The organism is Duganella sp. CF402 (assembly GCF_900109645.1).
Lineage (GTDB): Bacteria > Pseudomonadota > Gammaproteobacteria > Burkholderiales > Burkholderiaceae_D > Rugamonas.
Genome location: NZ_FOBG01000001.1, coordinates 1,671,566 through 1,684,442 on the forward strand (window position 1 = coordinate 1,671,566; position 12,877 = coordinate 1,684,442).

General features: G+C 61.1%; 11 protein-coding genes. 6 read left to right on the forward strand and 5 right to left on the reverse strand.

The annotated features are described in order from the left end of the window. Positions 1–2 precede the first annotated feature (2 nt). Positions 3–353: a RidA family protein gene (locus BMZ70_RS07450; protein ID WP_092271796.1), complete on the reverse strand. Its 351-nt coding sequence runs from the start codon at positions 351–353 to the stop codon at positions 3–5. Between the two features lie 7 nt (positions 354–360). Next, a complete protein-coding gene (locus BMZ70_RS07455; protein ID WP_092271799.1) occupies positions 361–1,239 on the reverse strand; it encodes an alpha/beta fold hydrolase in 879 nt (292 codons plus the stop codon). A gap of 123 nt (positions 1,240–1,362) precedes the next feature. Here BMZ70_RS07455 and BMZ70_RS07460 point away from each other — a divergent pair, with 123 nt between their 5' ends. The 6 genes from BMZ70_RS07460 to BMZ70_RS07485 all read left to right on the forward strand — a co-directional run bounded on the left by BMZ70_RS07460 (position 1,363) and on the right by BMZ70_RS07485 (position 10,004). Then, positions 1,363–2,157: a 3-hydroxybutyrate dehydrogenase gene (locus BMZ70_RS07460; RefSeq protein ID WP_092271802.1), complete on the forward strand. Its 795-nt coding sequence runs from the start codon at positions 1,363–1,365 to the stop codon at positions 2,155–2,157. 121 nt (positions 2,158–2,278) lie between these two features. Further along, positions 2,279–3,580 carry a dicarboxylate/amino acid:cation symporter gene (locus tag BMZ70_RS07465; RefSeq protein ID WP_092271804.1) on the forward strand — a complete coding sequence of 434 codons (1,302 nt, stop codon included), beginning with the start codon at positions 2,279–2,281 and terminating at the stop codon, positions 3,578–3,580. Between the two features lie 154 nt (positions 3,581–3,734). Further along, positions 3,735–6,653, forward strand: coding sequence for a type VI secretion system Vgr family protein (locus BMZ70_RS07470; protein WP_229205328.1), 2,919 nt, complete (start codon positions 3,735–3,737; stop codon positions 6,651–6,653). A gap of 14 nt (positions 6,654–6,667) precedes the next feature. Beyond that, positions 6,668–7,186: a hypothetical protein gene (locus BMZ70_RS07475; RefSeq protein ID WP_130300866.1), complete on the forward strand. Its 519-nt coding sequence runs from the start codon at positions 6,668–6,670 to the stop codon at positions 7,184–7,186. After that, positions 7,183–9,507, forward strand: a complete 2,325-nt coding sequence (locus BMZ70_RS07480) for a TIGR02594 family protein (RefSeq protein ID WP_092271809.1) — start codon at positions 7,183–7,185, stop codon at positions 9,505–9,507. The genes BMZ70_RS07475 and BMZ70_RS07480 overlap by 4 nt, the downstream gene beginning before the upstream one ends. Then, positions 9,504–10,004, forward strand: coding sequence for a hypothetical protein (locus BMZ70_RS07485; RefSeq protein WP_092271812.1), 501 nt, complete (start codon positions 9,504–9,506; stop codon positions 10,002–10,004). The genes BMZ70_RS07480 and BMZ70_RS07485 overlap by 4 nt, the downstream gene beginning before the upstream one ends. A 310-nt stretch (positions 10,005–10,314) precedes the next feature. Here the strand turns inward: BMZ70_RS07485 and BMZ70_RS07490 are convergent, their stop codons facing one another. The 3 genes from BMZ70_RS07490 to BMZ70_RS07500 are packed head-to-tail and all read right to left on the reverse strand — an operon-like array spanning position 10,315 to position 12,852. After that, the gene (locus BMZ70_RS07490; protein WP_092271814.1) at positions 10,315–10,926 is read right to left on the reverse strand and encodes a hypothetical protein; all 612 of its coding nucleotides are present in this window, start codon (positions 10,924–10,926) and stop codon (positions 10,315–10,317) included. Between the two features lies 1 nt (position 10,927). Continuing rightward, positions 10,928–11,626, reverse strand: a complete 699-nt coding sequence (locus BMZ70_RS07495; RefSeq protein ID WP_092271817.1) for an AHH domain-containing protein — start codon at positions 11,624–11,626, stop codon at positions 10,928–10,930. Positions 11,627–11,658: 32 nt separating this feature from the next. Next, a complete protein-coding gene (locus tag BMZ70_RS07500; RefSeq protein WP_092271819.1) occupies positions 11,659–12,852 on the reverse strand; it encodes a hypothetical protein in 1,194 nt (397 codons plus the stop codon). Between the last annotated feature and the right edge of the window lie 25 nt (positions 12,853–12,877).

The window sequence follows — 12,877 nt, forward strand, 5'->3', positions numbered from 1 at the left end:
TCCTAGCGCTGCGCGGCGATGACGACGATTTCCACCAGCACGCGCGGATCGTACAGTTTGGCTTCCACGGTGGCGCGCGGCGGCGTATGGCCCTGCGGCACCCAGGCGTCCCACTCCTCGTTCATGCCGGGGAAGTCGGCCATGTCCTTGATGTAGATCTGGCAGCTCAGGATGCAGGTCTTGTCGCTGCCGGATTCGCCCAGCAGGCGGTCGATATGCGCCAGCACTTCGCGCGTCTGGCCCCTGATGTCGAGCGACAGGTCGTCCGGGATCTGGCCGGCCAGGTACACGGTGTTGTTGTGGATCGCCACTTCGGACAGGCGTTTGCCCACGTGCAGTCGTTTGATTTCCATACTCTTATTAACCTAACAGGAATTGCTTTGCTATTGCGATTTGATCGTCGTGAATAAAGGTCGGCGCGTGGCCGACGTTCGGAATTTCCACCAGCGTGGCTTTCGGGCCGCGCTCGGTCATCAGCTTGGCCGTTTCCGGCGACAGCAGGTCGGACTCGGCGCCGCGCACCAGCAGCGTCGGACAGGTGATGGCGTCGTACGCGGCCCACAGCATGGCCTGGTCGGCGTCGGCCGATTCCGGCGTCGCCGAACGGAACGGCAAGGCCAGACCCATATCGTAGTGGCGTACCCACTTGCCGTCCTTATCCTGGCGCAACACATCGGTGGCCAGCTTGTGCCATTCAGCTTCGGTATGCTCGCCGAAGGACAGCGAAACGTCGCGGATGAACTTGGCGCCGGCCTCAAAGCTTTCAAAGCGCAGGTCCTGGCCGATGTAGTCGCCAATGCGCTGCATGGCCATTGGCGCCAGCACCGGGCCGATATCGTTGAGCACCAGCTTGCGGATCGGGTTGCCCGGCAGCGAAGCCAGGCCCATGCCGATCAGGCCCCCCATCGAGGTGCCGAACCAGTCGACCTTCTGACTTTCGGCGTCTGGCAGCACACGCGCCAGCAGGGTTACGATGTCGCTGACGTACTGCGGAATGCGGTACAGCTGCGGGTTCTTCAGCCAGTCGGAGCGGCCGCGGCCGACGATGTCGGGGGCGATCACGCGGTAGTCGTTGGCCAGCGCGCGCGCCATGTTGTCAAAGTCGTCGCCGACACGGGTGACGCCGTGTACGCAGACCAGCACGTTGGGATTGCTTTCGTCGCCCCACTCCTTGTAGGACATGCGATGCAGGCCGGCCAGCGACAGGCATTGAACAGACTTTATTTTTGCTTCGAACATGCGGCTTCCTTAATGGTTTTTATGTAATGATGTTCAGAATGACCATTTTACCGCGTTGTGACAAAATCCTACCGAAGTGTAGCGCAGCGCACACCCAATCTCCAACCCTGTAGAGGACACAGTATGGCAAACAAGACTTTGAGCGGTAAGACCGCGTTGGTTACCGGCTCCACCTCCGGCATCGGCCTGGGCATCGCCCGCTCGCTGGCGGCGGAAGGCGCCAACGTGCTGCTGAACGGCTTTGGCGACAGCCAGGAAATCGCGCAGTTGCAGGCCGACCTGGCCAAGGAATTCGGCGTGCAGGTGGCCTACCACAACGCCGACATGACCAAGCCGGCCGAGATCGAAGCCATGATCAAGTTCGCCAGCGAAAAGTTCGGCGGCGTCGATGTGCTGGTCAATAACGCCGGCATCCAGTTCGTCGCCAACGTCGAGGAATTCCCGGTCGAGAAATGGGACGCCATCATCGCCATCAATCTGACGTCGGCCTTCCACACCTCGCGCCTGGTGCTGCCGCGCATGCGCGCCAACAACTGGGGCCGCATCATCAACCTCGCTTCGGCGCACGGCCTGGTGGCGTCGGCCGGCAAGTCGGCCTATGTCGCCGCCAAGCACGGGCTGGTCGGCCTGACCAAGGCCAATGCGCTGGAGACGGCCAGCACCGGCATCACCGTCAACGCCATCTGCCCCGGCTTCGTGCTGACGCCGCTGGTGCAAAAACAGGTTGATGACCGCGCCGCCAAGGAAGGCATCAGCAACGAGCAAGCCAAGAAGGCGCTGCTGGCCGACAAGCAGCCGTCCGGCGAGTTCGTGACGCCGGAAGAACTGGGCGCGCTGGCGGTGTTCCTGTGCTCGGACGCGGCCAAGCAGGTACGCGGCGTGGCGTGGAATATGGACGGCGGCTGGGTCGCCCAATAAGTAGAATCCCTTACCAAAGAGAGATATCACCGGCCGTGATTTGCGGCTTTCCACAATAGTGATATCTCTCCGCTTACGCGATGATGCACTCCTCACACGAAATACAATATGAGGAGAGCCCGTGAAAAAACCATTCTATAAAATCCTGTACGTACAGGTACTCTTCGCCATCTTCTGCGGCGTGATGCTGGGCGTGTTCTATCCGGACAGCGGCGTCGCCATGAAACCGCTGGGCGACGGCTTCATCAAACTGATCAAGATGATTATCGCGCCGGTGATCTTCTGCACCGTGGTGTCGGGCATCGCCGGCATGCAGGACGTGAAGAAGATCGGCCGCGTCGGCGGCAAGGCGCTGCTGTACTTTGAAGTGATCTCCACCTTCGCGCTGGTGATCGGCCTGTTCGTCGCCAACCTGGTGAAACCGGGCGCCGGCTTCAACGCCACCGCCGCCACGCTGGACGCCAAGTCCATCGAGCAGTACACCACCAAGGCGCACGCGCAAACCACCACCGACTTCCTGATGAATATCATCCCGAACACGGTGGTCGATGCGTTTGCCAAGGGCGACATCCTGCAAGTGCTGCTGATCGCCATCCTGTTCGGCTTCTCGATCTCGCTGCTGGGCGAGCGCGGCAAGCCGCTGGTCAAGCTGATTGACGACGCTTCGCACGCCATCTTCGGCGTGGTCAACATCGTGATGAAAGTCGCTCCGATCGGCGCGTTCGGCGCGATGGCCTTCACCATTGGCAAATACGGCATCAAATCGCTGCTGCCGCTGGCCACCCTGATGGGCTGCTTCTACGCCACCTGCATTATCTTTGTGGTGGTGGTGCTGGGCACCGTGGCGCGCCTGACCGGCTTCTCCATCGGCCGCTTCATCCTCTACATCAAGGAAGAACTGCTGATCGTGCTGGGCACCAGTTCGTCGGAATCGGCCCTGCCATCGCTGATCAACAAGCTGGAACGCCTGGGCTGCGGCAAATCGGTGGTGGGCCTGGTGGTCCCTACCGGCTACTCGTTCAACCTGGACGGCACCAACATCTATATGACGATGGCCGCCCTGTTCGTGGCGCAAGCGACCAACACCGACCTGACGCTGATGCAGGAACTGACCATCCTCGGCGTGGCGATGCTGACCTCGAAAGGCGCGTCGGGCATCACCGGCGCCGGCTTCATCACGCTGGCCGCGACCCTGCACGTGGTGCCTGATATTCCAGTGGCCGGCATGGCGCTGATCCTGGGCATCGACCGCTTCATGTCCGAGTGCCGCGCGCTGACCAACTTCATCGGCAACGGCGTAGCCGCCGTGGTGGTGTCACGCTGGGAAAAAGACCTGGATATGGACAAGATGAAAGCCGAACTGGCCAATCCAGGCTCGACCATCACTGATCCGGAACCGATGGAAGTCGTTCCAAGCCACTAACAAGCATTGCTAGTACTCAACGCCCCGCCCGGCCCACGCCGCGCGGGGCGTTTTTCGTTGGCGCAATTTCAATCGAATCACTCTTGCTGAGCCGGGTTGAATCAGGTGTAATGCGGAATGCAAACATATTAACTTAACAACCATGCTGCGCGAATTGCTTTCCCTGTTAGGCCAAGAAACCCGCCTGCTGCGCCTGACCACGCCACTTGGCGAGAACCTGCTGACGCCGGAATGCGTGCGCGGCGAAGAGGCGCTGAGCGGCGGCTTTCGTTTTCGCATCACCGCCCTGTCGCCGGACGCCGGGCTGTCGCTGCGCGCCCTGCTCGGCCAGCCGGTGCTGCTGGAACTGCAAACCACGCTGGGCGAGGCGCGACCGTTCCACGGCCACGTCACCAGTGCCGAAGCCAATGGCGCCAACGGCGGTCTGGCGCGCTACACGCTGACGCTGGAACCGTGGACCGCTTTCCTCGGCCATAACCGCGACAGCCGCATATTCCAGGCCCTGAACGTGTTTGACATCCTGGATGCCGTATTCGGCGCCTGGCAAGGCCAGGGCAAGCTGGCGCCGGCCTGGCGCTTCGATGTGCAGGACCGCAGCCGCTATCCGGTGCGCAGCCTGACTACCCAGTACCAGGAAAGCGATCTCGCCTTTGCCGAGCGCCTGATGCACGAGGAAGGCCTGTTCCACTACTTCGTGCACAGCAAGGACGTCCACGAGCTGGTGATTGCCGACGATAACAGCAGCTTCAAGCCCAACGCCCAGGCGCAGGTGCGCTTCACCCAGCCCGGCGCCGTCATGCGCGAGGACAGCATGGACCGCTGGCGCAGTGAACTCAAGCTGCAAACCAATGCGGTGGAGCTGCACAGCTGGGACTACCGCGCGCTGGATAGGCGCCCGGTCAGCGCCGCCGCGCCGGATGCAGCGGCCGATGTGCTGCTGACCAGCCGCGACGCGCCCGGCGCTTACGCCTACCCGTCACGCGCCCACGGCCAGCGCATCGCCGACCAGCAGTTGCAAGCGCTGGAAGCGGCGCGCGAGGCCTACACCGGCGCCGGCACCGTGCGCACCCTGTCGCCGGGCACGACCTTCAATCTGAGCGAGCATGCGCTGGGCGATGCAACCTTCCTCGTCACGCGCGTGGTGCACCTGATGCACAACAACCTCAGTGCCGACCTGCACGCCGGCCTGATGCAACGGCTGGGCGAAAGCGCGCTGGGCGCCGCCATCGCCGCCGAGCAGGCCGGCAGCCTGCACGCGGTGGGCAAGGCGGCCGGCGAACGGCCGCTGTACCGCAACCGCATTGACGCCATCCGCGCCAGCGTGCCCTATCGCGCCAGCGGCACGGATGGCCACGGCCGCCTGCTGCATCCGCGTCCGACTATTCAGGGCCAGCAGACCGCCGTGGTGGTTGGTCCTTCCGGCGCGGCGGTGCATACCGACCGCGACCACCGCATCAAGGTGCAGTTCCATTGGCAGCGCGGCGATGCCGGCCACAACCGCCTGAATCATCCGGCACCGGGCAGCCACAGCGGTGCGCCGGCCGATGACAGCGTCGGCGCATGGGTGCGCGTGGCCACGCCGCTGGCGCCGCAAGCCGGCGCCAACTGGGGCAGCAACGCCGTGCCGCGCGTGGGACAGGAAGTGCTGATCGATTTCATCGACGGCAATATCGACCGGCCGGTGGTAATCGGCGCACTCTACAGCGGCCAGGGCCAGGCCGATGCGCAGCATAACCAGGTCGCGCAAGGCGGCGGCGCCAGCACCGGCAATGCGCCGGCGTGGTTCCCCGGGGACGCTGCCGGTCATGCCCATGCGGCCACCTTGTCCGGCCTCAAGAGCCAGACGCTGCCAGCCAGCCAGGGCGGCAGCGGCGCTTACAGCCAGTTGGTGTTTGACGACACGCCGGGCCAGCCGCGCCTGGGCTTGCAGCGGCATGCGTCGCCGCACCAGGGCACGGACGAACTCAATCTGGGCAATCTGCGCCACCAGACCGACAACCAGCGCCTGCAGCCGGCCGGTTTCGGCGCCGAGCTCAAGTCCGAACACAGCGCCGCGCTGCGCGCCGGCCGCGGCATGCTGCTGTCGGCCGATCTGCGCAACGGCGGCAGCGGCCATCAGCTCGATGCGCGCGAAGCGCAGGCACAGATCGAACAGGCGCAAGCGCTGCAAACCACGCTGGCGACCACCGCGCAAAAGCAGAATGCAAAACTCAAGGCCGAGCCGGAGCCGGAGAAAATCCCCGCCATCGTGCAGATGGCCGGCAGCGCGCAAGCCCTGTCCGCATCCGGTTCGGGGCTGGCCGGCGATGCGGGCGGCGGCGGCCAGGCCACCGCCTACAGCGCCGCGCTGATACAGCTGTCGGCACCATCCGGCATCGTCGCGACCACGCCAGCCAGCGCGGTCATTGCCGCCGGCGCCACCAGCAGCATGGCGGCCGGGCTGGACATCAACCTGCTCACGCAAGCCAACAGCCTGCACACCGTGCGCGACGGCATCAGCCTGTTCACCTACGGCAAAGCCAGCAGCGCCGACAAGCCGAACCAGGAAACCGGCATCCGCCTGCACGCGGCCAGCGGCAAGGTCAGCAGCCAGAGCCAGAACGACGCCACCTCGCTCACCGCTGACCGCATGATCACCGTGGCCAGCGTCAGCAAGGACGTGCGCATGGCCGCCAAGGAGCACGTGCTGCTGACCGCGCAAGGGGCCTACCTCAAACTGGAAGGCGGCAATATCGAAGTGCACGGTCCCGGCACCATGACCTTCAAGGCCAGCATGAAAGAGCTGACCGGCCCGGCGCAGAGCACGCCAGCCCTGCCCGAGCTGCCGAACGAAAAACTGTACGCCGGCCGCTTCCAGGTCAAGGACGCGGTGGCCGGCACAGCCATCGCCGGCCGCCTGTACAAGAAACAGCGCGCCGACGGCAAGGTCTTCTTCGGCAAGACCGATGCCGAAGGCCACACCACGCCGGTCAACACCGCCAAGGAAGAACAACTCGCGATCTCGTTAGACCATAACGAGAAATTCCATCGCGACAAAATCGATGAAGATGAACTGAACCAATGGTTTTCCTGAGTATGCATAAAAAGATGATTTCCGCCGCCCTGCTGTGGGCTTGCGGCGCTGCCGCGCAGGCCGCCGATCCCGAGATGTTCTGGTTCAAGAACGAGACCCAGTGCGGCGACGCCAAGGTGGTGGTGCGTTCCTACTGCGAGGTGTCGCAGCGCGCCAATGCCGTGGTGCAGGTCAACAGCGGCTGCACCGAGCAGGAACTGGTGATCACCCAGCCTGGAAAGAAGCCCGTGACACGCGACCTGCTGGAACACGAGCCGGTCGGAGATGACTTCCACATCGCCTCCGCGCTGCGCTGCGTGGAGGCCGGCAAGCAACGCTATCTGCTGGTGAACCTGGATACCGGCGGCAGCTGCGACACCTGCGAGCTCCAAGCCGTGGTGGGGCTCGACGGCCGCTGGAGGCGCTATGGCAGCAAGTGGAAATCCACGCCGGCCAGCGAGCAGCGCGCGATCCGCCTGCGCGAGCCGTCCTGGCATCTGGCACCGCGCTACCCGATCAACAACACCGTGCTTGAAGATCCACAACCGCAATGACCGATACCCATTTCAACGAGCCGATCGACAAGAGCAAGCCGCTGTCCGGCACCGGCCGCCAAGGTTTCGAAGTGCCGCCCGAGGTGCAGCAGAAAGTCATCGACATCATCATTGAGGAAGCCCGCAAGATGGGCTTCAACAACCGCGACCTGGCGTACTACATTGCCATCGCCAAGCGCGAATCGTCGTTCAATCCGGATGCGGCCAATCCGAAAGGCACGGCCTCCGGCATCGCCCAGGTGATCGACAAGACCGCGGCCACCTACGGCGTCAACGACAGCAACCGCTTTGACGCGCGTTCCAGCATTAAGGCCGGGCTGGGCTACTTCCGCGACCTCAAGGCCGAAACCATCAAGGACTACGGCTCGGCAGCCGGCAAGTTTGAACCGCTGATCTACTACCGCTATCACTACGGTGAATTCTCGACCCGCGACTGCGAGATGGTCCCTATCCCAAATAGCAAGCGCAAGAGAGAAACCTGGCATCCAAAGGAGTTTGCCGAGCTGGAAAAGAACAAGCGCTATCCGGACTCCAAGACCGTGGTGGACGAGGCGGATCGTATCGAAGCGATCCTCAACGCCTCGCATGGGCTGGTGGTGCAGCTGAACGACGTCATGGGCAAGCCGATGAACAGTCGCAAGGTCATCGTCGTGACCAAGACGCCCAAGCCCGCAGGCCCTGCCAAGCCGCCAGCGGCCACGGCGCCCGCAACGCCGCCCGCCCAGCCCGCCGAACCAGCGCCTGCACCGCCGCCGGCAGCTGATGTGACGCCCGCACCAGCGCCATCCACCGAACCGGCGCCGACTGCATCTGCATCCGAGCCGGCCGCCAACGCTGCAGCCGACAGCGCGCCCGCGCCTGCCGACGAGGGCATCGAATGGGAAGTCAGCGCCAAAGAAGTGACAACTGGTGCCGACGGCAAAGTCCCCGAAATCAGCTCCGAGTCGCAGGAGCCGGTGGCGATCCTGATCCCGCGCATCGATGTCGAAGCTTACAACGACGCCGTCAGCAAGGAAGGCATGCCTGAAGATGGCAACCAGCACGTCCTGCAGACCCATGACGGCGAGCAGATCGCCCAAGCCTTCCCTGCCCCGGACAACGGCTGGAAGCCGACGCCCGAAAACACCGGCGGCGCAACCCCGGCGCCAGCGCCAGCACCGGCACCGGCGCCAAAGCCCGCACCACCAGCAAAGCCGCCAGCCCCAAGCAACGTCTTCGACGCCGCCGCCCAGGCGGCCAAGGAAAAAGCCGCACCCAAGCCAGCGCCGAGCCGCGAAATCACCTTCGAAGACATCGTGGCCGCCGTAAAAAAAGACCTCGGCTGGAACGCCGTCTACATGACCTCCTTCGCCTACGTGAAGCAGTTCTACACGCGTCCGAAATTCCCGGAAACGCCGCTGAGCACCCCGACCAGCGCGCCCGGCCCGGCCCGCCAGCAAGTGATCGGCAGCAGCCTGCCCAACAAGGACACCAAAAAACTCAAGGTCGAAGAGAAAGTCCAGACCGCCGAACAGCCAGCCGTCAAGACGGTTGCGGCCAGCACCGACGCGCCGTGGATGCCCTTCGCCCTCAAGGAGCAAGGCAAGGAAGGCGCCGAGAAAGTCATCGAAAACAGAGATGACCACAAGACTAACCCTGAGTGGAAAGCACAGCACGCCGCGCGCGAAGCCGCCAAAAAAGCTGAAAAAGCCGCGCACAAGCAGCTGGGCATCGAACAGAAAAAGAAACCGGTGGACGGCGCAAAAGTGGCAGAACTGCAGGCCGCCATCACCAGTCAGCAAAAAGCCTACGCCGATGCCGACGCCGAAATGCTGAAGATCGAGCAACGCTTCAACAACCCGGACATCGTCAAATATCTGCAAACCACCTCGCTGGACCGCGACACGGCGCGCGACGATGGCACGTCATGGTGTTCGTCCTTCACCAACTGGTGTATGGAACAAGCTGGCTACATCGGCACCGACGACGCGCAAGCCGTGTCGTGGAAGAACTGGGGCGAGCAACTGAGCGAGCCGCGCTATGGCGCCATCACCGTCGTCACCCGCTCCACCAAACCGGAGTATCACGTTGGTTTCTACACCGGCACGACGGAAAAAAATGTCGAGGATGGCGTCGAGGAAGTCGAAGTCAAAGGCAAAGACGGCACCATCACCAAGAAAACCAAAAAGAAATTCAGAAAGGTGAAGGTGGTACGCCTCCTCAGCGGCAACTTCTCGCGCATGGTCAGGGACTTTGCCGGCTGGACCGTCGACCCCGCCGACGATCCCGCCTTGCATCTGGTATCGTATCGCTGGCCGACTGAAAAGGAAAAACGTAAATGAAGCAATCCCTGATGTTGACGCTGTGCGCTGTGAGCCTGGCAGGATGCCTGAACTCGCCGGCCAGCGCCGAGCCGTGCAGCGCGCCTGACCCGGCGCTGCTGCGCTCTACCTGGCAATCGTTCCGCACCGCCACCCTGGCTGGCCAGCCCGAACAAGTGGCGCGCTACTACAAATTCCCGGTACAGCTGCTGCCGCCGATGGACGGGATGAAATCGATGAAAATCACGCGACCGGTGTTCATCAAGAACTACGTCGAACTGTTCCAGCGCGGTCCAGCCGACACCGAAATCGCCATGCTGACCGCGATGAAAAAATCGACCGGCAAGGAATACATCCCGCAAACCAAATTCGACAGCGCCAAATGCGCCTTCAGCGGCCCGACCCGCATCGAAGACTACAACTTCGTCTACGATAAAAAAGCCGGATGGGTGGTGGAATCGCTGTACTACGACAACAACGACCTGGAACTCGCCAAATCATCGCAGCTGGATCGCTGATGAAGCAAATCTGCCTGCTGATTAGCCTGCTGGGCTGAATACCGCCAGCGACATAGGCGTAGAAATTCGGCGGAATCGCTTCAATCATCAGCCCTACATATGCCAGATAACTCAGGACGCTGTCATGGTCGGCAATGATCTCCAACACGACCGCGAAAATTCGGATCATTGCGGATCGACCTGGCCAGCACCGGTTCGATGTCCATCAACACCGTATCGACAACATTCTGCACGGGCCTCGGCTGACCGTCCGCGATCAGGCTGGGCCAGGTTCGAGATCGCGTCGCGATTGAAAGCACGAGTAAGGTGATCAATAATCGGCGATGGCCATCAAACTAGCGCCACTAGTGCCGTTCCCTCTAAATATGGGGCTCAGGCTGGAATGGCACACCACAAACGCATTGAGATCTCCTCCCATCTTAAACAGGCGCCTATTCTCCAATGGGGTCTGTCGCATCAATTCCTCGTCCAGGCAGTAGGTGTACACCTCCTGGAGCTGAAAGCCGCCGAGGCGGATTGGCGGACTTTCCTCGTCAAACTCAGAAGTGGTACGGTCCCAGCAGTCAAACCGGTCAACGAAGGTTAAATACCAAAAATCTTCGTGCCATTGACCTACGTTGTCGATATAAACGACCGGGTGCATATGCAGAGAGGGAATCCGATGCTCAAGCAGCCGCTCCCTTACGGCATCTCGAACCACCAAGTCTGCGCCAGCAAAAAGTATGTCGGGAGTCACACCAACGATTTTGTTCTTTCTTTGCAGTTCCCTCCAGCCATTGTGAAACACCAATGGTGGAGAGCCTGGTGGCTGAGGTTCAAAGCGAAAATGGCGATCCTCAGTATTTTGATCCGGGACGAGAAACGGCAGGCGATCGTCATCTGGTTTTCTGATGAAATAATATTCAAGGTCCATGTCGCTCATCTTACTGTCCTACTTTTAACCGATATTTTTCGGTATTGTTATACATAATTTTTTCACTTTTCTGCCCTTCACCCTGTGACTTCTTAGGCGTTGCGGCATCAAATAAATGATCTCGTCCGACGGGACAAGCACGACCACCGTGATGCGCCGATACGGAATCAACACCAGCACAGCCGACCCCGCCTCGTCCAAAGTGCACAGCCAGTTTTGTTAGCGGCGCTTCGCGGGGCTTCATTTGTATCAGACGCAATATTGTTTGACTCAGCCCGTCTAACTCAGCCACAACCTTTGCCGCTTTCGATGGGTGATCGCCTGGGCACTCTTTTGACAACGGCAAATCGAGTGCCTGGAGCTTTTTCGCGATCATCTCATGGTACGTCACAGGCTCTCGATCATCTTCGTAGTCGTCTTGGTCAATCGCAATGTCGTGATTGCCGCGATGTGGTTGCACCCCCAAATGACATGCCCCCTGTAATGTGCAGGGGATGAAAGCTAAGTTGGGCAACAAATTTATGTTGTACCCCATCTTCTCTACCTTCTTCCCGAGCCCTGATAAGCCCATACCTTTGCCAGAAATAATATGATGCGCCTGCATTTTGACACCATTGTTCCGTGGATGACTTTTATCCCCTTCGATCGCATCTTTTATCCGTTTCAAATACTGGCTGTCCTTGGAAGACTTCCCTAATGTAATTGCCATTTTATTTCCCAATGGGTGCAATAAAGCCTGAGCTAAACGTAGTGCACAGTTCCGGGGCGCAGACGCGGTGTAGTATGCGCGGTGCTGCCACAGACGCGGCACTTCTTATCCCGTTTGATCGATGTCCTCTTCGCTGCCAACGTAGTCTTGGTGTTACCGCGTACCACCAGCCCCTTGCTGCGCGCCTGTAACAGCTTTGCGCCCAGGTTGTGCAAATCGTCTACCGCGTCCGACAGATCGCGCATTATCCTGAGAAACGCGTCAATCGCGGCCTTGGCGCGCTTGATGCGGCGGTTGGCCGTGACCACTTTGACACTGGCGGCGGCGAACCGGCCAATCAACATGGTGATGCGCGCTGCCACGGCTGCGCCTGCGCTCAACAAGGCGCTCACCACCAGCATGACTACCTCGATCATCAGATAAGCACTGCCCTTGCCAGCGACATAGGCGTAGAAATTCGGCGGAATCGCTTCGATCATGAGCCCCACATACGCGAGGTAACTTAAGGCGCTGTCATGGTCGGCAATGATCTCCAACACGACCGCGAAATTCGGGTCATTGCGGATCGACTTGGCCAGCACCGGATCGATGTCCATCAACACCGTATCGACAAAATTCTGCACCGGCCTCGGCTGACCGTCCGCGATCAGGCTGGGCAGGTTCAGAATCGCGTCGCGATGCTGATAAATTTTTCTCGCCTTATTGGCGCTCTCGATGACCGTGTTGGCGGCATCCTGCACGGCATGCCGCGCATCTTCGAGCTTTTGCAGCTGTTGGCGCCCCAGCTCCGTCGCTTCTTCCGTAATCGCTTTCTGCCACCACGCCCAGTTGTATAAGGTGTCGTCGGGGTTCTCGATATGCGTGCTCAGTTGCTTGTGCAGTTCATCGTAACGCTGTTTGCTGTAGCTGGCGAGACGATCATAGGCCGTGCCGGCCGCATCGCGTATCTTGCCGCCAAGGTCGGTCCAAAGCTCTGGTTTGAACAGCTCGGCCTGATCGCTTAACCACTCTGCGCCGCCTGCGTTCCAGCCTTCGCGCGCACTGGTCACAAAGGCCAATGTAGGATTCTCATCCCATTGGCTCTGGAATTCCGCCATCTGGTCAGTGAGGTTCAGATACGCCGCGTGCAGGCGCAGTACGATACCCTCGCGCTCTTCGCTAATTTCCTTCTCGGTGACCCGTGTTTCGGTGGTGACGATGACGGCACCGTCCTTGGGCGCTTCCATGCGCCGAATTTCTGATGGCGATCCG